Annotated in this window: 22 protein-coding genes; 14 read left to right on the top strand and 8 right to left on the bottom strand. The window is 49.8% G+C overall.

What is annotated here, in order from left to right; all coding sequences use genetic code 11:
- The first annotated feature begins 225 nt into the window (after window positions 1-225).
- The 4 genes from AC27N8_RS11735 to hutI all read left to right on the top strand — a co-directional run bounded on the left by AC27N8_RS11735 (window position 226) and on the right by hutI (window position 6,271).
- Window positions 226-1,533: a formimidoylglutamate deiminase gene (locus AC27N8_RS11735; protein ID WP_487067138.1), complete on the top strand. Its 1,308-nt coding sequence runs from the start codon at window positions 226-228 to the stop codon at window positions 1,531-1,533.
- A gap of 72 nt (window positions 1,534-1,605) precedes the next feature.
- Entirely contained in the window at window positions 1,606-3,288 is a 1,683-nt protein-coding gene (gene hutU, locus AC27N8_RS11730) for a urocanate hydratase (protein WP_487067136.1), read from the top strand.
- 69 nt (window positions 3,289-3,357) lie between these two features.
- On the top strand, window positions 3,358-4,905 hold the full coding sequence (gene hutH / locus AC27N8_RS11725; RefSeq protein WP_487067134.1) for a histidine ammonia-lyase: 1,548 nt from the start codon (window positions 3,358-3,360) through the stop codon (window positions 4,903-4,905).
- A gap of 46 nt (window positions 4,906-4,951) precedes the next feature.
- The gene (gene hutI, locus AC27N8_RS11720) at window positions 4,952-6,271 is read left to right on the top strand and encodes an imidazolonepropionase (protein WP_487067132.1); all 1,320 of its coding nucleotides are present in this window, start codon (window positions 4,952-4,954) and stop codon (window positions 6,269-6,271) included.
- 300 nt (window positions 6,272-6,571) lie between these two features.
- Here the strand turns inward: hutI and AC27N8_RS11715 are convergent, their stop codons facing one another.
- A complete protein-coding gene (locus tag AC27N8_RS11715; RefSeq protein WP_487067130.1) occupies window positions 6,572-6,862 on the bottom strand; it encodes a DUF1330 domain-containing protein in 291 nt (96 codons plus the stop codon).
- A 175-nt stretch (window positions 6,863-7,037) separates the two neighbouring features.
- Here AC27N8_RS11715 and AC27N8_RS11710 point away from each other — a divergent pair, with 175 nt between their 5' ends.
- The 4 genes from AC27N8_RS11710 to AC27N8_RS11695 all read left to right on the top strand — a co-directional run bounded on the left by AC27N8_RS11710 (window position 7,038) and on the right by AC27N8_RS11695 (window position 10,985).
- Window positions 7,038-7,364 carry a winged helix-turn-helix transcriptional regulator gene (locus AC27N8_RS11710; protein WP_487067128.1) on the top strand — a complete coding sequence of 109 codons (327 nt, stop codon included), beginning with the start codon at window positions 7,038-7,040 and terminating at the stop codon, window positions 7,362-7,364.
- Window positions 7,365-7,510: 146 nt separating this feature from the next.
- A complete protein-coding gene (locus tag AC27N8_RS11705) occupies window positions 7,511-9,052 on the top strand; it encodes a glycoside hydrolase family 3 protein (RefSeq protein WP_487067126.1) in 1,542 nt (513 codons plus the stop codon).
- Window positions 9,053-9,058: 6 nt separating this feature from the next.
- The gene (locus AC27N8_RS11700; RefSeq protein ID WP_487067124.1) at window positions 9,059-9,505 is read left to right on the top strand and encodes a hypothetical protein; all 447 of its coding nucleotides are present in this window, start codon (window positions 9,059-9,061) and stop codon (window positions 9,503-9,505) included.
- Between the two features lie 235 nt (window positions 9,506-9,740).
- Window positions 9,741-10,985 (top strand): hypothetical protein, encoded by a 1,245-nt coding sequence (locus tag AC27N8_RS11695; RefSeq protein WP_487067122.1) that lies wholly within the window; start codon window positions 9,741-9,743, stop codon window positions 10,983-10,985.
- Between the two features lie 127 nt (window positions 10,986-11,112).
- Here AC27N8_RS11695 and AC27N8_RS11690 read toward each other — a convergent pair whose 3' ends face one another.
- From AC27N8_RS11690 to AC27N8_RS11680, 3 genes are all read right to left on the bottom strand, one after another.
- A complete protein-coding gene (locus AC27N8_RS11690) occupies window positions 11,113-12,555 on the bottom strand; it encodes a hypothetical protein (RefSeq protein WP_487067120.1) in 1,443 nt (480 codons plus the stop codon).
- Between the two features lie 162 nt (window positions 12,556-12,717).
- A complete protein-coding gene (locus tag AC27N8_RS11685; RefSeq protein ID WP_487067118.1) occupies window positions 12,718-12,870 on the bottom strand; it encodes a hypothetical protein in 153 nt (50 codons plus the stop codon).
- A complete protein-coding gene (locus AC27N8_RS11680; RefSeq protein ID WP_487067116.1) occupies window positions 12,851-13,786 on the bottom strand; it encodes a nucleoside hydrolase in 936 nt (311 codons plus the stop codon). Before AC27N8_RS11680 ends, AC27N8_RS11685 begins: the two co-directional genes overlap by 20 nt.
- Window positions 13,787-14,073: 287 nt before the next feature.
- Between AC27N8_RS11680 and AC27N8_RS11675 the strand changes: the two genes are divergently transcribed.
- Complete coding sequence (locus AC27N8_RS11675; RefSeq protein ID WP_487067114.1) at window positions 14,074-14,934, top strand: LLM class F420-dependent oxidoreductase; 861 nt, start codon at window positions 14,074-14,076, stop codon at window positions 14,932-14,934.
- Window positions 14,935-14,965: 31 nt separating this feature from the next.
- Complete coding sequence (locus AC27N8_RS11670) at window positions 14,966-15,535, top strand: MOSC domain-containing protein (RefSeq protein ID WP_487067113.1); 570 nt, start codon at window positions 14,966-14,968, stop codon at window positions 15,533-15,535.
- Window positions 15,536-15,677: 142 nt separating this feature from the next.
- Here the strand turns inward: AC27N8_RS11670 and AC27N8_RS11665 are convergent, their stop codons facing one another.
- Window positions 15,678-16,520 carry an ice-binding family protein gene (locus tag AC27N8_RS11665; RefSeq protein ID WP_487067111.1) on the bottom strand — a complete coding sequence of 281 codons (843 nt, stop codon included), beginning with the start codon at window positions 16,518-16,520 and terminating at the stop codon, window positions 15,678-15,680.
- 314 nt (window positions 16,521-16,834) lie between these two features.
- Between AC27N8_RS11665 and AC27N8_RS11660 the strand changes: the two genes are divergently transcribed.
- From AC27N8_RS11660 to AC27N8_RS11645, 4 genes are all read left to right on the top strand, one after another.
- Window positions 16,835-17,293 (top strand): nitroreductase family deazaflavin-dependent oxidoreductase, encoded by a 459-nt coding sequence (locus AC27N8_RS11660; RefSeq protein WP_487067109.1) that lies wholly within the window; start codon window positions 16,835-16,837, stop codon window positions 17,291-17,293.
- A 250-nt stretch (window positions 17,294-17,543) separates the two neighbouring features.
- Entirely contained in the window at window positions 17,544-18,629 is a 1,086-nt protein-coding gene (locus AC27N8_RS11655; protein ID WP_487067107.1) for a serine hydrolase domain-containing protein, read from the top strand.
- A gap of 227 nt (window positions 18,630-18,856) precedes the next feature.
- Complete coding sequence (locus AC27N8_RS11650; protein ID WP_487067105.1) at window positions 18,857-20,656, top strand: S53 family peptidase; 1,800 nt, start codon at window positions 18,857-18,859, stop codon at window positions 20,654-20,656.
- A gap of 145 nt (window positions 20,657-20,801) precedes the next feature.
- Window positions 20,802-21,860: a sodium:calcium antiporter gene (locus tag AC27N8_RS11645; protein WP_487067103.1), complete on the top strand. Its 1,059-nt coding sequence runs from the start codon at window positions 20,802-20,804 to the stop codon at window positions 21,858-21,860.
- Window positions 21,861-21,862: 2 nt separating this feature from the next.
- Here the strand turns inward: AC27N8_RS11645 and AC27N8_RS11640 are convergent, their stop codons facing one another.
- The 3 genes from AC27N8_RS11640 to AC27N8_RS11630 all read right to left on the bottom strand — a co-directional run bounded on the left by AC27N8_RS11640 (window position 21,863) and on the right by AC27N8_RS11630 (window position 23,977).
- Window positions 21,863-22,117, bottom strand: a complete 255-nt coding sequence (locus AC27N8_RS11640; protein ID WP_487067101.1) for a YkgJ family cysteine cluster protein — start codon at window positions 22,115-22,117, stop codon at window positions 21,863-21,865.
- A gap of 16 nt (window positions 22,118-22,133) precedes the next feature.
- Complete coding sequence (locus tag AC27N8_RS11635; RefSeq protein ID WP_487067099.1) at window positions 22,134-22,358, bottom strand: hypothetical protein; 225 nt, start codon at window positions 22,356-22,358, stop codon at window positions 22,134-22,136.
- A gap of 200 nt (window positions 22,359-22,558) precedes the next feature.
- Window positions 22,559-23,977 carry a GH1 family beta-glucosidase gene (locus AC27N8_RS11630; RefSeq protein ID WP_487067097.1) on the bottom strand — a complete coding sequence of 473 codons (1,419 nt, stop codon included), beginning with the start codon at window positions 23,975-23,977 and terminating at the stop codon, window positions 22,559-22,561.
- Window positions 23,978-24,080 lie beyond the last annotated feature (103 nt).

Raw genomic sequence — 24,080 nt, 5'->3', positions numbered from 1 at the left:
TTCAAATATCAGCAATTTCCACTCAATGGAAATTACTATCATTAGATGCAAATATAGCATACTTTTTCTGGATGAGTCAATGCATTCTGAGATCAAATTTGATCACGATGATACTGCCAGACCTTGACAGAGCTATCCAGACTATGTTATTTTTTCCATTGAACGATATCTTTTTCCACTGAATGAAAAAAAATCAACGGCCTCTGTATCTGTGGAGTTTGTACATTGAAACATCTCGCTCCCGACTATGTGTATACGCCGCAAGGCTTGCAGCCCAATCTGATCGTTTCGCTCTCCGACGACGGAACTATCTACGCGTTGGGTGAGCGCAAACCCGACATGGAGATCACTGATCCAATGCCGGGTATCGCCCTGCTCCCAGGCTTCGTCAACGCGCACAGCCACGCCTTCCAGCGAGCGCTACGTGGACATACTCATCGAGCGCTCTCCACACACGACACCTTCTGGACATGGCGACGTGCTATGTACAAGGAGGCTGAGCGCCTTGATCCAGACAGTATATACCAGCAATCATTGCAGACGTATCGCGAGATGGTCGCAGCAGGATACACCAGCGTCGGCGAGTTTCATTATGTCCACCATCAAGCCGGAGGAGAGCCATACGTGCAGGAGAATAGTATGGCCGAGGCAGTGATACATGCTGGTCGGGATGCTGGCATTCGTGTAGTGATGCTGCTGACAGCCTACGCGCAAGGGGATTTCTTTCAATCACCAAATCAGACTCAACGCCGTTTTTGCGATGCCTCTCTCGACGCATTCCTCGCCCGCGCTGAGGCGCTACGCACACAAGGCATCCCATTGGGCATTGCTCCCCACTCGGTACGTGCCGTACCAGAAGACTGGCTCAGTGCGCTGGCCGACTACTGCCGTACGCATCAATTGCCACTACACATCCACGTTGATGAGCAGAAAGCCGAAATCGAACAATGCATGCAGGCAAAGGGATGCACGCCGATCGAATTGCTTGAGCGTTGTGGGGTGCCAGGGCCAAATTCCATCATGATTCATGCCACGCATGCCAATCAGAATGAGATCGAGCTCCTCGCCCGAAGTGGAGCAGGCGTCTGCGTTTGTCCGACTACAGAAGGGGATCTAGGCGATGGAATCGCTCCATATGCGGAGCTACTGGCAGCCAACATCCCGCTCTCGATCGGCTCTGACAGCAATACACGACTCGATCCGCTTGAAGAGCTACGCTGGGCCGAATATTCAGCTCGCATGCGTTATCAAAGCCGACGTATCTTGATCTCTGATCCACTCTCTGCGCCCGGTTCTCTCCTGCTGCGTTACGGCACCCGGAATGGGGCTAACGCATTGGGATTGCAAACAGGGAGTATTGCTCCCGGCCTGGCGGCCGATTTTATTGCAGTAGATCTGCACGCTCCTCAGTTAGATGGCTGGACCACCGAAGATTTTCTCGATGTACTCTTCTTTGGAGCCTCTAGCCAGATTATCTTGCAAACATGGGTCCAGGGAAAGAGAGTTTTTGAGCGTTCCTGGCATATTTCTTAACAATATATTTCTTGATAGCATAACCATTGAGCTATCGTTCGTCTTCAGTACAATCAAAGGAGTAAACAACATATGTCTGACACCATTTCTTCCAAAAGTAAGGCTGGTCCTCGGCCTGTACGTGCTCCACGTGGCACAGCGCTTTCGTGTAAAGGCTGGCCGCAAGAAGCTGCGATGCGTATGTTGATGAACAATTTAGATCCCGAAGTAGCTGAGCGTCCTGATGATCTTGTGATCTATGGTGGCTCTGGGCGTGCGGCTCGCTCCTGGGACGCTTTCGACGCTATTGTCCGTTCGCTCCAGCAATTGAATGATGACGAGACACTCCTGATCCAGTCGGGCAAGCCAGTCGGAGTTGTGCGCACGCAGACGAACGCTCCACGCGTCTTAATAGCGAACTCCAATCTGGTACCACACTGGGCCACCTGGGATGAGTTTCGCCGTCTCGAAGCTCTGGGTCTGACGATGTATGGACAGATGACAGCCGGTTCCTGGATCTATATCGGCTCGCAGGGCATCGTTCAGGGGACATATGAGACCTTTTTTGAAGCGGCACGACAACATTATGGTGGCACGCTCGAAGGCAAATTTGTCCTGACCGCCGGTCTGGGCGGCATGGGAGGCGCTCAGCCATTAGCTGTGACGATGAATGGGGGTGTCTGTCTGGCCGTTGAGATCGATGAGTCTCATATTCGCCGACGCTTGCAGACAGGTTACTGCGACGCCATCGCCAGTACGCTGGATGAGGCACTCCATCAGGTCCGCGAAGCCTGCGAGCAGAAGCAAGCACTCTCGATCGGCCTGATCGGCAACGCGGCCGAGATCTTCCCAGAACTGGTCCGCCGTGGCATTATCCCCGACATGGTGACAGACCAGACCTCAGCGCATGATGCTCTCAACGGCTACATCCCGGCCGGACTTTCAATCCAGGAGGCCGACGAGCTACGTCGAAGCGATCCAAAGACCTACATCCAGCGCTCCACAGCCTCGATGGTCGAACATGTACGCGCCATGGTCGAGCTTCAGAGGCGCGGCTCGATCGTCTTTGACTACGGCAACAATCTGCGCGGACAGGCTCTGGAAGCAGGTGAGGAGCATGCCTTTGATTATCCAGGCTTCGTACCTGCCTATATCCGCCCTCTCTTCTGTCGCGGCAAAGGACCGTTCCGCTGGGTTGCGCTCTCCGGCGATCCAGAGGACATCTATCGAACCGACGAAGCGATTCTTGATCTCTTCCCCGAGAATGCGAGCTTGCAGCGCTGGATTCCCATGGCTCGCAAAAAGATCCAATTCCAGGGACTGCCCGCACGCATCGCCTGGCTCGGCTACGGCGAACGCGACAAAGCCGCACTCGCCTTCAACGATCTGGTAGCCCGAGGCATCGTCAAGGCGCCCATCGTGATCGGACGCGACCACCTCGACAGCGGATCTGTCGCTTCACCATATCGCGAAACGGAGTCCATGAAAGACGGAAGCGATGCCATCTCCGACTGGCCACTCTTAAACGCGCTGGTGAACACAGCCTCGGGCGCAACCTGGGTCTCCCTGCATCACGGCGGAGGCGTCGGGATCGGCTATTCGCAGCACGCGGGACAGGTGATCGTAGCCGATGGAACGCCGGAAGCGGCAGAACGTCTGAAGCGCGTCCTCACCAACGATCCAGCCATGGGAGTTATACGCCACGCCGATGCTGGCTACGAAGAGGCTCTGGCTCAGGCGCAAGCCTACGGGATAAAAATCCCTATGCAAGATTAATGCCTACACCTCAACACAGTGTCTGCTTTTTCAGATAATCATCGTATGGTTGTCAGAAAGGATGCCTTGATGGAAATAAACTCTTTTTACGACCTTCCTGCTCAGGTCACTATTCGTGGCGATGCCCTGACGCTGATAGATGTCGTGGCGGTCGCACGTCATCACGTCCCCGTCACGGTCAGTGACGAGGCGCTGCAACGTATCCAGGCGGCCCGCCAGGTCATCGATCGCATGGCAGCCGAGGGACAGAAGGTCTACGGAGTCACCACCGGATTTGGACATCTGAGTAAAATCCGCATTCCAACCGATCAACTCGGCACGCTACAATATAATCTGCTGCGCAGCCATGCCGCTGGAGTCGGTGAGCCGCTGGCCGAAGAGGTCGCACGCGCCATGATGCTCCTGCTGGCGGCCAGTCTGGCACGTGGGCATTCAGGAGTTCACGTAGAGATCGTCCAGACCATTGTGGCAATGCTCAACGCGAACATCTATCCAATCATCCCATCACGCGGCTCGCTCGGAGCCAGCGGCGACCTGGCTCCGCTCGCTCACTTCGCCCTGACGCTGATTGGTGAAGGCAAAGCTATCTACAACGGTCAGCGTGGCAGCGGACTGGAGGCTTTGGAGTATGCCAATCTGACGCCACTCAAGCTCCAGGCCAAAGAAGGACTGGCTTTGATCAACGGCACGCATCTGATGGAGGCCATCGGGCTTCTCGCTATTTTTGACGCGGAGAACACTATCAGAACCGCTGAAGTGGCCTGCGCGATGAGTATCGAAGGACTGATGGGAAGTCATATCCCGCTCGATGCACGTATCCATCAGTTACGAGGACAAGCGGGGCAGTTGATCAGCGCGGCACGCTTGCTCCATATGGTCCAGAATAGCGAGATCAACGCCAGCCATCAGAACTGCGCTCGTGTACAAGATCCCTACACGCTGCGTTGCGCCCCTCAGGTGATCGGTGCCGTACGCGATGCCCTGACGTTTTGCACGACAATCTTCGAGCGCGAATTGGCCGCCGTCACCGACAATCCACTCGTCTTTCCCGAAGATGACGCGGTACTCAGCGGAGGAAACTTTCACGGTCAGCCTCTGGCCCTGGCTCTAGACATGCTGGCGATTGCGCTGGCGCAGCTTTCCGGCTTTGCCGAGCGACGCATTTACAGTCTGGTGGGGCCGCACGAATGGGAGGATGAAGGATCAAAGACGCCACTCTTTCTGACACCATTTCCCGGACTCCATTCAGGCTTGATGATTCCACAATATGTAGCGGCCGCCCTCGTCAGTGAAATCAAAGTGCAATGCCATCCATCCAGCATCGACTCGATTCCGACCTCCGCCGGCATGGAGGACTTTGTCAGCATGGGAGTCACAAGTGCGCATAAAGCCCGTAGCGTGGTTGAGAAAACGCAGCAGATCGTCGCCATTGAACTGATGTGTGCTGCGCAGCTCCTCGATTTCCGCCTACCACTCAAACCTGGATCAGGTGTCCAGCAGGCCCAGGAGATCGTACGCTCATACGTTACCACCTTAGAGGAAGATCGCGTGCTCTCGCCCGATATAGAGAAGCTCTCACAGGCAGTCAGAGAAGGAGCCTTCATCAACATAGAGTAAGTTTTCATCATTCAGAAAAGAGATACGTCACAAGGAGTATATGCCGATGAGCACTTCGAGCCAGATGCCAATCCAGGCCAGCACTATTATTCGCCATATTGGACAACTCGTCACCGTCTCCCAGCAAGCGATTGTTGGAGCTAGTGGCACGCTTCAGGTAATCTCCGACGCCGCTTTAGCAGTTCACAACGGACGGATCGTCTGGTTAGGTCCCGATAATGAAGCCGAACAAATTCTCTCACACGACACCTTTGAAGCCGCTCCTTCTTCGGCTATAGGAAGGGCAGGCGAAGCATCACAATCAACAACGATCATCGATGCTCATGGAGCAGTTGTCACGCCTGGATTGGTTGATTCTCATACACATCTCATCTTCGCAGGCGAGCGCACTGGAGAATTTCATCTGCGCCGCGACGGCAAAAGCTATGGCGACCTACTTGCTCAGGGACGTGGTATCCTGACCACGGTCCAGGCCACACGTAACGCCAGCACAGAAACGCTGATGCAGTCAGCTCATGCTCGACTGGACTCTATTCGCTCGCTCGGCACCACAACAGTGGAGGTGAAAACTGGCTATGGATTAGATTTCGCGACCGAAGAGCGTTGTCTACGCCTCATCAAAGACCTCAACGAACACGAAGCTGGATCAGCCTCTCCACAACGACTGCGTCTCGTGCCGACATTTTTAGGTGCCCACAGCATCCCGGCCGAATATCGCGATCGACGCGAGCTCTACGTCGATCAGATCGTCGAGCAAATGCTGCCAGCTTTCGTTGCTCTCGCTCGCTTCTGCGATGTCTATTGCGAGCGCGAAACCTATACCGTCGCCGAAACCCGCCGCATCCTTACCCGTGCGCAGGAACTGGGATACAAACTAAAAATCCACGCCGACCAGCTCAGTCCCTCGGGAGGCAGCCAACTGGCCGCAGAAGTAGGAGCCATCTCCGCCGATCATCTCGACTTCGCCAGCGACTCCGACCTGGACGCTATGAGCGCAGCCAATGTTGTCGCCACCCTCCTGCCTGGCTGCTCCTATACCTTACGCACACCTTATCCATCAGCGCGCCGCTTCATCGATCACGGGCTCAAAGTCGCACTCGCCACCGACTTTAATCCAGGCACCTGCTACTGCGAAAATATGCAGATGATTATCGGACTCGCAATGTCTGCCATGGGCATGTCGCTCGAAGAAGCGCTCACTGCCGCCACTATCAACGGCGCACACGCCCTCGCGCTGCAAGATCAGATCGGCAGCATCGAGGTCGGCAAGCGCTGCGAACTGGCTTTCTGGTCCATCAAGGATTATCGCGAAATTGGCTACCACTTTGGCGTCAATCTGCTACAATCCACACTCATCCTGGATTGATATGAGGTTTCAAGACACAATCAAATTGAAGATAAAGGTAGGAAATCGTTCACAACTTGCATAAACTCATCGAATTTACTACGATGGATATTATGGGAAGCCCCATCAATCCGAACAGCCCGGCTGCGGGTAGATAAATACAGCTTTGCTTGTTCCCACGCAGTAGCATCCAACGTTGTCCCAAGAGCGACATCTGCCCTGATCAGGAGAGTTGGAGAGGTAATGTTAGCAAGCCGTGGCAGAATGCTTCCTGCCGGAGTAGCTTCGGCAAAGATGCGGACAAGTGCTTCACGGGTTACTTTAAGCTCCCTGTAAGAGCGTTGCCCGCGAGGTCGCCCCCTGCAAGCGCAGTGATATCACCTCTTGATACTCGGGCGAGGAATACCAGCGTTTAAAGTGCTCCTCATTCTCAAATTCCAGGATCGCCACCGCTTGCGGCTGCCAGTTTCCTTCAACTGCCTCCGGCGCTCCTCCTATCACCACTAATTTTCCTCCATACTGTTTGATTGTCTCTACACCGCGCTGACTATATTCGGCCAGCTTTTGTTGATCGTTTACTTTCTCGATATCAAGGACAAAATAGACTGCCATTGATTTTTCCTCTCTTTTCCTTCAAAAACTCTTCCAACGTGTACGATACTGGTAGATGAAAGTTCTTCGTATGAAGATCTGCTCTAGTTATATCAGGGCAGAAGAGCTTTTGTAAGTACGCACATTTTTGTGATATGGTATCAAAAATAGACTTTGAAAAAGGAGAAGATACTATATGAAGAAGGGCGCATATGATTGCCATGCTGCTTGTTCTGTGGAGGCAGCGCTAGATGTAATTGGAGGCAAATGGAAGGGCGTAATTGTGTACCATTTGCTTTCAGGAACTAAACGGTTCAATGAATTGCAACGTTCCTTCCAGGGTATCACCCATCGTATGTTGATCTTACAACTACGAGAGTTAGAAGAAGATGGTGTTGTTCAGCGCAAAGTGTATCCTCAGGTGCCACCGAAGGTAGAGTATTCGCTAACTCCTTTCGGCCAAAGCTTGCGACCTATCCTGCTCCTAATGCGAGAATGGGGAGAGGAATATACAATACGGTAGAAATCTATGAAAATGTGACATTTCAGCAAGTAAATCGATAGTATCATTAGTATCTATATATATTCAGGACACTTTTATCTATAGGACCAGGGAACTTTTCATTGACTCCATATAGACTTATATTTATTGAAAGTGATCGCTAATCGATGAATAATGATCGTGATACAGAGCGACCAGGAGGGCTGCAAGAGCGTCTGGCCAGCATGGAGACGGTAATAGTCGATGCTATTATCCTGGAGGAAAACCAGATACCAACCCAGCCAATGCCAATTCCACCTCCCTCACGACCAGGTACAGGCAAGGCAAGTTCTCAATCAGGAAGATTTTCCCATTTCGCACGTGACATTTCAGAGATAGTCACATGGCGCGTGCCAGTTTATCGGCAGGCGCAGACCAGTCAAGCATTAAAACAACAACGAACCGGTATCTCCAGAAAAAAGTCTCTCTTATTTATCGCAATGCTCTGCATTATTCTTCTACAGAGTGTCGCTCGTGGTGCATGGCAATTCACAGGTGCCCAGGGCTGGAATTATATTCTCTATGGAAATCCAGCTGATACGGCGAATACAAAAGCCCTCGAAGAGATCACGCGTCATCCTCTATCCTCACAAAACGCCAACACGCTGACGCCACAACAATATATCAAGCTGATCGTCAGCAAGCTTTCGGTGGATCAAAAGATTGGTCAGATGATGATGGTTCAGTTTGTCGGGCCTGACTATTCGATCTCCCTGGATACAATGATCAAACAATATCATGTAGGATCAGTTTTACTGTTCTATGCCAATGGGAACATTATCGACCAGGAGCAACTCAAAACACTCACGCACCAGATCCAACAGGCCAGCCCAATCCTACCGATGGGCATCTCCATCGATCAAGAGGGTGGTACAGTCGATCGTCTAAGCAAGCTCGATGGAGCCCAACCATCCGAAGCGACCATTGGTGCTACCAATGATCCCAATCAAGCCCAGGCATCCGGCACACAGGTAGCCACAAACCTGGCAAGCTATGGCATTAATATCAACCTGGCCCCGGTCGTCGACGTCGATAACGATCCAGACTCCGAACTCCATCTCGACGGAAGAACCTATGGCAGCGATGCCACCACCGTCACCGCCATGGCGGGCGCGTATTTACAAGGCCTACAACAAAGCGGCAAAGTAATTGGGACGCTCAAACATTTTCCAGGGCTGGGAGATGTGAGCACAGATCCGCACTCAGGACTCCCATCGCTTCAACGCACCAGGAGCGACCTGGAGAACATCGATTGGGCTCCCTACCGTACGCTGATTAAGAGCGGCGCAGTACGTTCCATTATGGTCACGCATGAAGTTGTGCCAGCCATCGATCCAGACAAACCAGCCTCCCTCTCATCCAAACTGGTCACAGATATTCTCCGCAAAGAAATGGGATTCCAGGGTATCATCATGACCGATAGCCTGACCATGGACAGCATTTCACAATATTATACGCCGCAGCAGGCCGCCATCGCCGCCGTTGAAGCCGGTTCAGACATCATCATGGGAGCCAACAGTGCAGATGACCTTGCCACCATGGTCACTGGCATCAAAGAGGCAATTGAGAGCGGGGCGATTACACAATCAAGAATAGACGAGTCAGTTCAACGTATATTAATGATGAAATACCAGCTGGGACTCCTTACAATCCCAACAACAAAGAAATAGAGAGAGATGCATATGCTGCAAGAAAGCATACCTCAGACAAAAGCTATGCGCTACCAGAAGATAGCGCTGATTACAATCATCGTTCTAGACACCATACTGGTCACCACAGCCCTCGTACCGGCAGAGCTCTGGACACGCCTACTCCCACCATCCTCATCGACCGCGCTCAACGGACCATATCCAGCCAGCATCGCGCCAGTAATCAGCCTGCTACTCTATATATTACCAACATTGATCGGTTTCGGCTATCGCTCCTGGCAAAAAGCGCTCCTGATGGCAACGCTGCCAGCATGGATTGGATTGGGGCTATTTCTTGTCCTCGCCACATTTAAGATCGGAGCCTTCTATTTAGTATCAACCGATCACATCACAGCCAACATCAGTACCCTCGAACTCTTCGCCGCACTAGGAGGAATTGGCTGGTTAGCTCGCTTTCTATTCAAGATAGACTAAGGCAATTATATACAATCTCTATTGCACTTGATCGGCCTGGAGAGGGTCACCACTCCAGCTGATCCCCCATCATTTTCTCCCAACAGCACCTTGCCCCAGACACCAAAATGACTTAAGATATCTATCAGGTTGACGTTCACTCTATTTCCTCATATGGAACACCTTATTATGAGCAAGCATCTTGCCCACAGCTTCGCCTCTATGGATATCATCAAGAAGGGATTTTTGAGAACCAATGAAAAAAACACCCCGCAGTGCTAGTGATACAGGTAAAATGACGGAAGTCAAGGACGCTCCATCCGCAAGCACACACACCCCTGATCTACTCCGTCCTGGTACAAGCCGCACCTATACAGAACAAGCTTCAACGTCAGAGCAAACTTCAAAAGAAAAGCAATGGCTCCAAACTTTGCTCGGAAAGAAAGGCAAAGATGATCTCTATCGCACCATGTTGGAGGGTGACCCTGCAAATAAACCACATAAAAAAGAACGTGCTCAAGAACTCACAGAGAGACGCGCCGATGCAACAAAAGCTCTTCAGGATGCATTGGATGGTATCTCTGATAAGAGTCCAGCCGGTAGCTTAAATAAGACAGAAATCGTGGAAAAGTTGGAACGTATTACCAAGGATAGTGATACTTTGGCTAAGGTTATGACAGGAAAGTCTGGCCACGAGCGGCGCTATCGAGCTGAAAGGAATCTCAAAGCCAATATACAGGAGCTCAATAGGCTCACAGAGCGGGTTAAAGAGAACAAAGGCCTTTATGACGGTACTTTATCACCAGAACTTGCACAGGCGGCAAAAAAAGGACGTGATAAAGAAAAAGTTTTTGTAGACGAAGCAGAAAAACATGTTGGTAAAGATCTGGATACAACAAATAAATTTAATGCACTATTTAATCATGAAGTGGATAAAACACCCGATAGCGAAGGTTTCTACAAAGTACATGTAAGTGGTACAGATAGCGAGAACCCCAGCTACTTTATCAACAAAATGAGTGCTCACGGCGACCAAATCAACTGTGCGGTCAATACAAAGGACCGCTCACTTGACTATTCCTTCTCAGAAGTAGTATTTCATCAACGCCGCCTCGCGCTCAAACAAAGCGGCACCAAACAATCTGATGCCGCCGATCTTACTACCTGGAAAGACAGCCAGGTCGCGAATACAGATACACGCGCCCTTGTTCCACATCTCTTCGCCAGAACAAATGATGGTAGCGGATTCGAGACTGGCGAAAAAACCTATCATAGAGGAAGCCCTGAATTCGATGCCATGCGCAGCACCTCCCTTGGTCAATCAAAAGGATTTTTGGAAGCGCAACATCAGGATGCACTCAAAGGCAGACGTTTTGTAAGAGTCACCCTAAATTTAGAAAAGGATACCAATCCATTGCCAGCCAACCGACGATGGGGCGAGATAAAAGATGATCCAATACCTGGCTATAAACTCACAGCCACTTGGAACACCGATGACTAAGCTCTACTGCTAAGCAAAATTTAGCCTGGATGAGCAGAGCCTCCAACTTAAAGTTTAGCTGTATCTGCTCCCCTACTGAGTAGCAGATCAGAAATGCTTATGCTCGATCATTTATCTTCTCGTGTGCTTACGCCAACGCTTGCACAATATTTGCCAGCTCTTGTTGAGCCTGTTCGATATCTCCTGCGAAGATGACACCTAACGGCGTCTGTGTCATGCGACAGATAATCCTGGTGCCTGTCTTTTTGAGCTGGAGATCTTTCGCAACGATGCGGTCGCGTACGCGCCTGGGATCTACCTGCGCTGGCAGGTCGTATTTATCAATCGCCTGAAGTCTTTCCTGGATAGTTGTACGCATATTATTAATCGTTGGTTCTTTGCGATTGGCTCCGAGAATGCTCATGATAGCATCCGTATAGTTGGTCCAGCGAGGATTACATTCGGCCACGTAGAGTATCGGCTTTTGTCCACGTTGCTTCTGGAGTTGTTCTTCTAGCGGACCTGGTACCATGATGTCTATATTTGCGAGCCCATGCAGCGTTGAGAAGTCGAGATCGCACTTCTGCGCTGTTTGTCTTAGCAGGTCCTCAAAGCAGGCAATGGTCTGATCCTCGTAGGTCTGTTGCAGCCGTGCAATGGTACAATCCTGCGGCTGATAGTTACCCGTCCCAATACATGCTTTACTGCCAGCTTTTTGCAATTGTCCATTCCAGCGCAGCGATTCGAGATGTCCCTGCATGATAACCATCGACATACCTGGGGAGTCAGAAAATTCAATATAGCGACTCAGTACCACACGTGTCTCTTTTTGCGGGTCCATCGTTTCAAGCAGGACTTGTTGAGAGATCTCCAAACCCTCTGCCCAGGTTGTATAGCTGCGTGTCAGTTCCACAACACCATTTGGCACCAACGTGATCAAGCCATTGACCTCATAAAGCAAGCAACAGCCATAGTTACCATCGGACTCGGAGGCACGCATCATCAACCCAAGCGGATACTGTACCAGATCGGCCTCGGTATACATCGCTTCCAACGTGGTGAGAAATTCCGACGCCGCTTGCTGGAGGTTGTCGATATCTGTGATGCGATACTCTGGTGCCTGGAAACCGGGTAGATCATATTCATCAAGCAAATTATAAAAATCAGCTTTATTTTTAAGTAGTGAGACCATCTTTCCTGGCAGTCCCCACGAATGCGATGCAAACTCGGATTGAATCCACTGTTCCGTTTCCGGGACATTGATGTAAGGCACAACCAGGGCTGGATTTTCTGGCTCGTGCTGCTGCTCCTCGCGCAGTTCGGTTGCCGTCACAGCCCGCATCTCTTTCCCGAAGAGATCGCTCAGATACGCGATCTGAGCCGCAATGTCAGGAGTATGCTCAGTCACCAGAATACGCACCCTCTGACAATGCAAAGGAATATGTCCACAGCGCTCGCCATAATGCGCTTCAACTTTGTGGACCACCAGAGGATTTGAGGCGCGTAGGACTCCACTCCCAATGTTATGAAATCCTACTCCTATTTTTTCAGTCGCAGATGAAGCAAACAATGAAGTATCATATAAATTCATCCGTCACGTTTTCCCTTTATCTATTCTTCTTCTTATTCCCCTTCTCACTACAGAAAGCGGGTAGCACAATCCTACATCATCTGGCTTTCTCATGTCTAGTACAAGAATCTCAATAGAGCGCGCCATCTGCATCTCATCCATGCTGCTGCCTACAGCGGAGCCTCACTCCATAATCGTCCCGGCCCCAACTGGAAGAAGGACTTTTCTCCTTCCGACGCCATCCGAGCGGAGAGAAGGATCGGACGCGACGAGCAATCCAGCCAGATTGTAAAATTGCAGGAGACGAAGCATACTATCAGGGAAAGGTATGTCCAACGCGCTCCATGAAGAGTTGGATAAAGCGCTCTGCATCGACTTCTACCGATACGCGCGCGTTGGCCTCCAGACTTTCTGGGATATGAAAATAGCCAACGGTCTCACCCAATGTCAAAGTACCGTTGAGTTCGACATCGACATAAGCGGGCTCCCAGGTGATCAGATCTGGCTGGAAGACTGCAGCCAAGCAGAGTGGATCATGCATATGGAAATCCTTTATGCCAGAGGGAGTTGCGAACGCGTTGAAATAATGATCCAACATCTGTCGTATACAGGTTTTGACAGAACTCTCTCCCTGCGCAAAGGCATCCGCCGCCACGCGCGTAAAAGGAGTTCGATTGGTAGTATCCAGACTAACCATCCTGATCGGCCAGCCCGCGTGCATGACCACATGAGCAGCGTGTGGATCGGCATAAATGTTAAATTCGGCGTTCGGAGTGACGTTACCAGGAGTGCGGAGAGCGCCTCCCATTAAGACAACCTCGCGTACGGCTTGAGCGATACGTGGCTCATGACGCAGCGCCAGGGCCAGATTGGTAAGTGGTCCGATGGCGACCAGAGTGATCTCACCAGGATGGTTAAGGATCTTTTCGATGATGAGATCAACGGCATGCTGTGCTACAGGTTGTACAGTTGGCTCTGCCAGTATCGCCTTCCCCAGTCCTCGCTCACCATGAACATGAGTAGCGTGCACTGGTGCCCGCACAAGAGGATGACTACTCCCGCGAGCAACCGGAACATCGGTCCGTCCAACCAGCGTCAACAGAGCAAGAGCATTGTGCGTTGTCTGCTCTACATTGACGTTTCCGCTGACTGTAGTAATAGCTTCAAGCTGTATTTCAGGAGAAGATAAGGCTAAAAAAAGTGCCAATGCGTCATCCACACCGGGATCGGTATCCAGAATAATACGGTACAATGTTTTTCCCTGCCATTCTATATACTATAAGAAAGATAATCCAGACATCTGTGCTCATCTACTATCTCAAAGCTGTCAAGGGGACACATTAGAAGATCGATCTCTGCTACCAATCATAATATTAACGCATTATATACTGTTTTTGACACCTCATTGCCGCACTGGAACAAAAACGAGTCTCACATTGTTTTTCTTTAGTGGAATGTAAAAAGCGACCGTTAACGCCGCGCTCAAGCGGCTGCTTCGCTCATATAATTAAATAACATCATACTATATCGGGAGGATATATGCAGATCGGTGTAACTTTTCCGCAATCTGAAATTAGTTCAGACCCAGAAGCCATACGCACATATGCACTGGCAGTCGAAGAGATGGGCTATCGCCACCTGTTAGCCTACGATCATGTCCTGGGAGCCGATCCGGCCCACCGTCCCGGCTGGACAGGATATACACACAAGACTATGTTCCACGAGCCATTCGTGCTATTTGGCTATCTGGCCGCGCTAACAAAGTTGGAGTTAGTCACGGGCGTGATTATCTTACCTCAACGCCAGACGGCTCTGGTAGCCAAGCAAGCAGCTCAGGTTGATATACTTACCGATGGGAGGTTCCGCTTAGGGATTGGAGTCGGCTGGAATCCTGTTGAGTACGAGGCTTTGGGAGTCGATTTTCAACAGCGTGGACGTATCATGGATGAGCAAATCGACCTCCTACGCCATTTATGGAACGAAGACGTCGTCACATACAAAGGAAAGTATCACACCGTCACTGAAGCAGGCATTAATCCACTTCCCGTACGCCACAACATCCCTCTCTGGACAGGAGGCTCCTCGGAGGCCGCGTTGCGACGCACTGCCCGTATCGCCGATGGCTGGTTTCCGCTTGGTTCTCCCACCAGCGAGATGAGTGCAGCACTTGAGCGCTTATACAGATACCTCGAGGAAGCCGGGCGCGAGCGTAGCTCACTCGGCATCGAAGCACGTGTCAGTGCAGGCGAAGGCGATCTGGACACGCTGGTACGTGAAACCGCACAATGGGAAGCATTAGGGGCCACTCATATCACCCTTAACACCATGAACGCCAACTTCAAATCGCTTGACGAGCATCTTGACATACTGCGCCGCTATAAAGAAGCGGTGACACCATAATTAAGGAGAGATCTAAGGAGAACGTGGCAGTATGTTCATCAAAGATGGAATGGACTCTAGTAGAGGAACAGTGCTAGCGGTAAGTTGTCACGCCGATCATACTTTCAGCAAGCCAAATCGGGACAGCATCACGTTATTGAAAGGGCTGGGGGTTGAGGGAGATGCACATCTAGGCACGATAGTCCAGCATCGCTCACGTGTAGCTATTGACCCAACCCAGCCCAATCTGCGCCAGGTACATCTCATCCACGAAGAACTACACGGGGAACTGCGGGACGCTGGCTTCAGCGTCTCGCCCGGACAGATGGGTGAGAATATTACTACACGGAACATCAATCTACTCGCGCTACCTACTGGTACATTACTCCACATCGGAGAGGAAGCCGTGATCGAGATTACCGGCCTCAGAAATCCTTGCACCCAGCTTGACCACTTTCAGAAAGGTCTGATGTCTGCCGTCCTCGATCGTGATGCAGACGGAAAACTTATCCGTAAAGCTGGTATCATGGCCATTGTGCTCACAGGAGGTATCATCCGACCCGGTGACTCGATTCGCATCGTATTACCGCCCCTCCCTCATCAACCGCTAGAGCGCGTCTAGCCTAAAATCGTGCAGCATAGAAATAGGTTATCAGCAAAGCAGGGAGCATCACGCGAACAGCAAAATTGAGAATTGAGAGTAATGCTCCCTATCAGTCACTAAACGTTCTTTATTGCCACTGCTCTCGTCAACTACAATTAACCTAAGAAGGAATGATGATAGAAGACGGTATGGAACGAGCAAGCGGAGATGGCAGCAAAAGTGCACATTTACAGGGTGATGGTGGCGGCACAGCAGACGAACACGTTTGAATGAGACTGGAATCGAGAGTCACCGCACCATTGAGAGCATACAAGCCACAACTAGACGTGGCAGCAGTTGTAGCAGTAATCGAAGCCAGCGCCACGATACTACCAGCAAAACTGGTTGTCGTCCCCAATGTAGCAGAACTACCAACTTGCCAGAAGACATTACCAGGTTGAGCGCCATTGATTAATGCAATCTTAGCAGCACTGGCGGTGATAAGGGTACTGCCAACCTTAAAGATGAAGGTGGCATCAGGATTATTTTGAGCATCGAGAGTAAGAGTACCTGTTATGCCAGCTGAAGATGGGAAGCAGAACACTCCTGGCGTGAGAATCATCGCACCGATATCTGTAATTGGTGGAAACGTGGTTGTGCACGTTTGATTCACAGCCGACATATAAGCGCTCGTTGCATCCGCTTGAGCTTGCGCAACCGCAGCATCCGCCACATGGATTGATCCACTCACAACGCCGGGGCCACCGGTACAAGGAGAGAGAAATCCAGTGCATGAAGGCCCCGGACTCACTCCAAGATCACCTTTAACTAAAGTTGGCCCGGTATTTGTCACAGTCGTAGCTCCAAGCACAGCAAAGCTATCAGCAGGATCAAGTGAGAAATAATGCCCCGCAGCATGGGAATGCAGAGGTAGAACAGCCACAATGGCAACCATCATTACACTACAGAGCAGCATCACAGCAATAAAACCACGAAAGCTTCCTGGCAAAAAAATTCTTTTCATATATTTCTCCTACATCTAAAAATATCACAGACACTATAATAGTATAATAAAGAAAATTAGAAGCGTGATATTGACATTTTATTATTACAATTATTATTTGTACTATATCTTATAATGCACTATAATCACTAAATCAATATATTAGTTACAAATATACACCTGGAAACAAAGATGCCTGGTAAGCATTGCCAGAAAAGGTATTTTCCTGCAAGACATGCTACAATATAGTTGCAGTTCATAAGATCCTGCTTGTGAAGAAATGCATATATATATGCTGGATATTTTATATCAAAGCGTTTATGGGAGCTCAAACAATGTCAGCAAACGGTCAGGTAGTTAAAACAAACCGTACTACAGGTCTCCAGAGGTTTATCACAAAAACGCACATCGGCCTTTATCGCAAGACAAACGGTACCATAGGATCCCGTATAGGGAAGATACATTTCCTCCTACTTATGGCAACCGGAAGAAAAAGCGGACAGGAACGGACGACACCTCTGCAATATACAAGAGATGGCAACGATTATATCTTAATTGCATCTTATGGGGGAGCACCTCAGGATCCTCAGTGGTTCCGCAATCTGCAAACCAATCCCGATACAAAAATACAGGTTGGATCAAAGGTACTTAAAGTCACGGCACGCAAGGCCAATTCAGAAGAGAGAGCACGTATCTGGTCGATGGTAACCAGCCAATTTAAAAACTTTGCCGCTTACCAAACAAAAACGGCACGCGAAATTCCAGTTGTCATCCTCACCCCAAAGACCCAATAACCCATGCCCAAATTAATGAAGAGATAAATGGTTAGAAATACTGCTCTGGACAGCCTCATGTCTAGGCCGGCACCGAGTCGAACGGCACCTATTGGAGCTTCCTTACACACACGGCTACCGCACAAGCCTATCCAGAGAAGTTTTGCTAGTTACTTTACCAGTATACTTTATCTATCTATTAGAAACAACCCATGGCAAAAATAAATTACACTCGTTATAGACAGTCAGTCGGAAAGGTTCCTAATTCACTATGGAGCAACGAAAAAGATATTGGCCCACTTCTGCCTGGAGAACCATCACACCGCAAGAAGATGGCATTGATCCAGAAAATTTCAAATTACTGCACCAATATGCACAGGAAGAGGAAAGGACTCATAGCATTCTAATTGTGCATGCTGGCTCTATCATCTTTGAAGAATATTATCACGGAGGTGGACAGCATAAATATCACAATATCAACTCAATCACGAAAAACGTTACGTCAGCGCTTGTAGGCATCACATTACAACAAAAGCTCCTTGAAACAGTCAATATATCCATCGATACCTTTTTCCCCGAATATGTCTCATCAGATGCACATGAACAGCAGCAAGCGCTTCAATTGCACCATCTCCTCAGCCTCACCAGTGGTTTTGCATTCCAGGGATCGCCGGCCGTCTTCCTTGAACGCACGACATCTCTTGAGCAGATACTGAGCCGTCCAATCATACACAAACCCGGCACAGTCTTTTCATACGACGACATCGACATTCATCTGATCTCACTCATTCTCGCACGTATCACTGGTATGCCAACCGCAGACTTTGCACAGCAATATTTATTTGACCCTCTAGGCATCTGGCATGATGAACAAGGATCCATTTATCCCTGGAAACACGCTACAGCGGTGGCAGATACTCCTCATCCTTATGGGCTGTGGGATGATGCTAGTGATCAGTTATGGAGCGTAGAGCGGCAAGGCAATGTGATTGGCGCGTATGGGCTCCAGTTAACGACGCGGGAAATGGCGAAATTGGGTTATCTCTACCTGCGCCAGGGAATGTGGGATGGGCAACAGATTATCCCCACAGAATATATCCGGGCCTCCTTACATCCCTATCAGACAACCGCACAAGGCAGTGGCTACGGCTACTGCTGGTATCTTCCTCATTATCATGGCTATGACGCCTTCTATGCGATCGGTTATGGTGGACAAATCATCGCCTGCTTCCCTGAGCTTGATCTCATATTTGTGATGACTGCGCGACCTGATGAAGATGCTTCAGCTGCTCATCATAAAATTATGGATGAGGGACTGGCACCGCTGCTAGAAAAAGGTTTATTCAAGTTGGCATAATTTGGGTACAGGTTCTCATAGAAATTTTTGCCTGGCGACTTACCTCCAGTGTTTTTTGGGTCAGACACATCTATACATGCAAATGATTCATCTATCCATATTTTATTATTACAATTTCAATAAATTGCATTATAATAATAAAAAGGCATAAAGATTCCGCATTGATCAAAAAATGAAGAAATAACGCAAATATTTCTTTTTTTTGACAAGGTTGCCTGGAGGTTTATATGAACAACACGTCAACCTATCGGCATATTACACACAGTATTGGCATTTATCTTTTGCTCTTCGTTTTAACAATGATCCTCGTTTGTTCACACAATCGTCCTGAGCACGTTAAGGCTCAGAGCATCCAGGCTCCCTTCGGAATGCAAAGAATTCCCGGCCATCTGGTGCCAGTCCTTCAGCATGCACAGCCGCTCGGTTTAACTGATCCGAATCAACAACTCAAGCTCACCATTAACTTGAAGTTGCGCAACCAGCCAAAGTTGGATGCTCTGTTGCTGGCTCAATCTGATCCAAAGTCACCACAATATCATCACTTTCTCACTCCTCAAGCCTTTATCGCTCAGTTCAGTCCGACCCAGGCAACGATCAATACCGTCGTGTCTTACTTACATCACGAGCACTTCTCAGTACTATCAATTGCACCGAATCACTTAATTGTAAATATAATAGGGACGGTTGCAACTGTACAACAAGCTTTTCAAACTGAGCTTGATAACTATCAGGTCAAGAGTCGTGTTGTCTACGCCCCCGTTTTTGACCCTATGCTCCCAATACCGCTGCTTCACTCCATACAACTGATCGGTGGACTAAATAATGTCGTCCATTTCTATCCTGTCATAAATCGTATCAAGCATAACCCAATGTACAGAAGACTTGATCCAATCAGTGGTTTTACTCCAAACGAGATCCGTACAGCCTACAATGTACAACCATTACTTACAGCTGGAGCAGATGGAACAGGACAAACCATCGGAATCGTCGAGCTAGCTGGTTATAATCCGTCGGATATCAATACCTATCTGCAACATTACAAACTCGGTGCCCCCAAGTACACTCCTATCCTGGTTGATGGCGTCACTAATCGAATTACCGACGATTCATTGGAGGCAGCGCTGGACATGGAATTAGCCTCAGCTATGGCACCAGGTGCTCGGCAAAACGTGTACATTGGCCCAAATTCCCTGTCTGGAGAGATGAATCTCTATAATAAAATTGTCACAGACAATACTGTAAAAGTCGTAACAACCAGTTGGGGGGGATGCGAGTTGGAGGTTGTGCGCGCACGACTTGATGCACTTAACGCAATCTTTGAGGAAGGGGCAGCTCAGGGGCAGGCATTTTTTGCGGCCAGTGGAGACGCGGGAGCCTATGATTGTGGCACAGAGAACATTGCGGTAGATTCGGTCGCTAACGATCCCTATGTCGTTGGTGTCGGAGGCACCATCCTGCATCTAGGAGCAGCTAACACTTATGGGAGTGAGACTGCCTGGACGGACTCAAGCCACAACCAAAGCCCTCCGCTAAGAAATGGGAGTGGTGGTGGTCTCAGTACGCATTTCTTCCGCCACAGTTTCCAGAGTGGACCCAATCTGACAAGTATCTACCGTATGTTACCAGACGTCTCTGCCAATGCGAGTCCCCTTCCAGGATACTCCGTCTACTGTGCTACCTGTACCGCTACCGGCACTTCTGGTTGGGGAGTCCTTGGTGGGACCAGTGCCGCCGCTCCTCTCTGGGCAGGAATGGCAGCGGATATTAATCAGTATCTCCAGCAAAAGACTCCAACCGGAGGATTAGGAAATGCCATTATAACCCTCTATAACCTGTATAATACGCCACAGATGTATCCTCCCTACCACGATATTACGCTAGGCACAAACCTGTACTATCCGGCTCGTCCAGGATACGATCTCGCCACAGGCATGGGTAGTCCTAATCTTTGGAACATAGCCCGGGATCTGGTACATATGTCAGAAGGGCATCTTTCTAAAGAAAGTAGGTCTAAACCCTCTCCATAAGATATTCTGTTACATTTCCCGATCAAATTACGTATCAGTAAGAAATGACGGAAAGAGGCTCGCAGGCAACACCGATCAATGTTTTAGAGCCAGGAATCTACAAGAGTAATTCCGGCTCACCGCCTCTTTCCAGAAGGATACGCTTGTGTTTACTTCTTTAGGTATTATTCCTCTCCTGCTGCTCTTTGTGGTGGCTGCAGCGGCCGTCTGGATAGCTGGTATTCAACTCTCTAATACAACTGATGTGCTCTCTTCACGCTTCGGATTCGGACAAGCACTTGGTGGCATCATTGTACTGGCCATAGCGACCAATCTACCAGAAATCGCAATTACAGCCAGTGCCGCACTCTCACATAATCTGGGCATCGCCATCGGCAACATTCTCGGCGGCGTTGGGATACAGACCGTGGTCCTGGTCCTGCTCGATATCTTCGGATTAAAGCGCCAAAATGCATTAAGTTACGTGTCGGCATCTCTTGAACTGGTTCTCGAAGGGGTCCTGGTAATTGCGGTGCTGATTGTCTCCATCATGTCGACGCAATTGCCCAAATCGCTTGTCTTCGCTCGTATCGGTCCTGGTGAGCTATTGATCGTCATCACATGGATCGCCGGCGTCTGGCTACTCGATAAAGCTCGCACAGATCTGCCCTGGCAGGAAAAGGGCCATGCACCAGATACCCGACCAAAAAAACATGGAGATAAAACACAAGACACCACACAGAAATGGAGCAGTTCCCGCTTGCTACTGGTCTTCATCGCAGCAGCAGTCGTCACCCTGATAGCCGGCGTGATACTTGAAGAGAGCGGCGATGCGATTTCAACACATATTGGACTCAGTGGTGTCCTCTTCGGAAGCACGATTCTGGCCGCCGCCACCTCACTACCAGAGTTATCCACCGGCCTGCAATCGGTCAAAGCAGGAGCCTACAATCTGGCCTTTAGCGACATCTTTGGGGGAAATGCTTTCCTGCCAGTCCTCTTCCTGCTCGCCACCCTGCTCTCAGGACAAGCGGTCCTCCCTCTGGCTCAGAACACAGACATCTATCTGGCTGGCTTAGGCATCCTACTCACAACCATTTATATCTACGGACTGATCTTCCGTCCCAGGCGTCAAATATTGAGTATGGGTATCGATTCGTTAGTGGTGCTTCTCCTCTATGCACTGGGGATCGCAGGATTATTCGCGATTGCTCTGATGCATTAACGCTACGGTTTAGTGAGCCGTTCCATACGCGTGATGATGATGAGGGCTTCGGTTGAGGATTGTCCACATGTGTCGAGGTTGGCCTGAAATGCCAGACAGACGGCGGGACGTTCGGGCTTACCAAAGAGGTTACAGCGATTGTCTGCACTCAGATTGGCGCAACGCACCCCTGCTGGCTTGCCATCTGGCATGCCAGGCATGGGAGAGGATATTGATGGCGCGATACAACACGCGCCGCAACCGATTCTACATTCCATCGGATGCCTCTTCTCTCTAGACTGCTCCTGGTTCCATCGCTGTGATATAGGTTTCTACTGTAATTGTCGATGCTGCTTCATCTCCAACGAGCGTTTCGAGTTGCGTTTGATAATCCGCTATCGCTTCGTAGTGGTGCGCAATAATTTCGTGCTTCGCGACAATAGCAAAATTATGCATAATATGGTGCATCGCCTCACATTCTAGTGCAATCTTCTCCCGTAACTTTTCTACTTCACTCATGACTGGCTCCCTTAGATAGCAATCAAGGCGTCAAGCCTGACTATTCCTGCATGGTTTGATGCATTCGAAGTGAAAGTCATAGAGCAGCCATTGGCTGATGAAAGGCTCCTCGATCTCTTACAAGTAGTAAGCGTGTGAGGAGCCAGATAGATGTATATTTACCAGACCAAACTGTTTCTGCTTTCCTACTGATTATCTAATCATATTTCCACTGGTCTTTGCAATGCCAGAAAAGCTGCATACCAGCGACCGCTCTCTTTGATGATGCGTTTCTGCGTCGGGTAATCTACATATACAAGGCCAAATCGCTTGCTATAACCTTCTGCCCACTCATAATTATCCATTAACGACCAGGCAAAATATCCAATAATTGGTGCACTGCTTCCCCGCTCGATGGTATCGGCAATCGCCTGGATATGTCCCTGCAAATACTGTGTTCGTAACACATCGACTACTGTTCCCCCTGATTCCAGATGATCAGGAAAAGCTGCACCATTCTCTGTAATTATAATAGCATGGATACCAGTATAATCTTTCTGCAACCAGGTAAAGAGGTCAGCTAATCCTTGCGGATAGACTTCCCATCCCATATCAGTACTGATCACATCTGGTTCTGGTTCCAATATCTCTCGGGTACGCACCAGAGCGCCATGTCCATCATCTTTAGCGACAATACCTATACGTACTGGATTATAATAATTGATGCCCAGAAAATCAATAGGGGCGCTGATCAAATCCATATCGCCATCCTCTATTGGAGGGCCTGACACCTTAAGCGCGGCAAAGAATTTTTCCGGATACTGTCCTTTGAAGACCGGATCAAGAAACCAACGATTCCTAAAATCAATCTCATGCTCGACGCGCTCCTGCGTCTGCGGCGAATCATCGGTACCATAAACAGGAAAAAGGTTGGGAGCGATACCAATCTGGGCAGTCTCTTTGAGCGTCGCTCGCAGGCGTGGCAGAGCTAATCCATGCGACAAGAGCACATGATGAGCCGCAGCGACGGCCGATGGCACATCCGCCACGCCCGGAGCGTGAAGTCCATTGCCATAGCCCTGAAACGCGGTACACCATGGTTCATTATGCGTAATCCAACGCTCAACACGATCGCCTAAATGCTGTGCCACAATCTCGGCATAATCCGCGAACGCATAAGCCGTCGCACGATTCACCCAGCCACCAAGATCCTGCAACGCCTGTGGCAGATCCCAATGATAGAGCGTCACCAGAGGCTGAATATCTTGCGCCAATAAGGCATCGACCAGACGATCATAGAAATCCAGGCCAGCTTGATTCACCTTTCCCGTCCCCGTTGGTAGAATACGCGGCCAGGCAATGGAGAAACGATAAGCTCGCAACCCCATTTCGGCCATCAAGGCTACATCTTGCTTCATCGTATGATAGTGATCGATCGCGATCTGGCCCGTTTCTCCCCGATATGTCTTGCCAGGAGTTGAGGAAAAACGATCCCAGATAGACACCCCACGCCCATCCTCCTGAGTCGCACCCTCGATCTGATAGGAGGATGTAGCCGCTCCCCAGAGAAAATCTGCCGGAAAATGGGCTGCCAGCGAGACATGCTTATCAGCCAGGTATTGATTATCTAAGTCACTCATTTCGCCTCTTCTCTTGATAAAACTTGTGAACGTTAAATATCCTCAGCGCGGATAAGTAGCGTGCCCTGACGGGCAAGCGGTTCGCTACTACCTGGCTACTCAT

It is taken from the genome of Dictyobacter sp. Z7_2, from assembly GCF_057551105.1.
Note: the sequence above shows the minus strand (reverse complement) of the source record. Positions and strands in the feature narration are given on the sequence as shown.

Coding starts and splice junctions, on each gene's coding strand:
- hutU (WP_487067136.1), top strand. CDS start 1,606: ATGTCTGACACCATTTCTTCCAAAAGTAAGGCTGGTCCTCGGCCTGTA.
- hutH (WP_487067134.1), top strand. CDS start 3,358: ATGGAAATAAACTCTTTTTACGACCTTCCTGCTCAGGTCACTATTCGT.
- hutI (WP_487067132.1), top strand. CDS start 4,952: ATGAGCACTTCGAGCCAGATGCCAATCCAGGCCAGCACTATTATTCGC.
- AC27N8_RS11715 (WP_487067130.1), bottom strand. CDS start 6,862: ATGGCAGTCTATTTTGTCCTTGATATCGAGAAAGTAAACGATCAACAA.
- AC27N8_RS11710 (WP_487067128.1), top strand. CDS start 7,038: ATGAAGAAGGGCGCATATGATTGCCATGCTGCTTGTTCTGTGGAGGCA.
- AC27N8_RS11705 (WP_487067126.1), top strand. CDS start 7,511: ATGAATAATGATCGTGATACAGAGCGACCAGGAGGGCTGCAAGAGCGT.
- AC27N8_RS11700 (WP_487067124.1), top strand. CDS start 9,059: ATGCATATGCTGCAAGAAAGCATACCTCAGACAAAAGCTATGCGCTAC.
- AC27N8_RS11695 (WP_487067122.1), top strand. CDS start 9,741: ATGAAAAAAACACCCCGCAGTGCTAGTGATACAGGTAAAATGACGGAA.
- AC27N8_RS11690 (WP_487067120.1), bottom strand. CDS start 12,555: ATGAATTTATATGATACTTCATTGTTTGCTTCATCTGCGACTGAAAAA.
- AC27N8_RS11675 (WP_487067114.1), top strand. CDS start 14,074: ATGCAGATCGGTGTAACTTTTCCGCAATCTGAAATTAGTTCAGACCCA.
- AC27N8_RS11670 (WP_487067113.1), top strand. CDS start 14,966: ATGTTCATCAAAGATGGAATGGACTCTAGTAGAGGAACAGTGCTAGCG.
- AC27N8_RS11665 (WP_487067111.1), bottom strand. CDS start 16,520: ATGAAAAGAATTTTTTTGCCAGGAAGCTTTCGTGGTTTTATTGCTGTG.
- AC27N8_RS11660 (WP_487067109.1), top strand. CDS start 16,835: ATGTCAGCAAACGGTCAGGTAGTTAAAACAAACCGTACTACAGGTCTC.
- AC27N8_RS11655 (WP_487067107.1), top strand. CDS start 17,544: ATGGAGCAACGAAAAAGATATTGGCCCACTTCTGCCTGGAGAACCATC.
- AC27N8_RS11650 (WP_487067105.1), top strand. CDS start 18,857: ATGAACAACACGTCAACCTATCGGCATATTACACACAGTATTGGCATT.
- AC27N8_RS11640 (WP_487067101.1), bottom strand. CDS start 22,117: ATGGAATGTAGAATCGGTTGCGGCGCGTGTTGTATCGCGCCATCAATA.
- AC27N8_RS11635 (WP_487067099.1), bottom strand. CDS start 22,358: ATGAGTGAAGTAGAAAAGTTACGGGAGAAGATTGCACTAGAATGTGAG.
- AC27N8_RS11630 (WP_487067097.1), bottom strand. CDS start 23,977: ATGAGTGACTTAGATAATCAATACCTGGCTGATAAGCATGTCTCGCTG.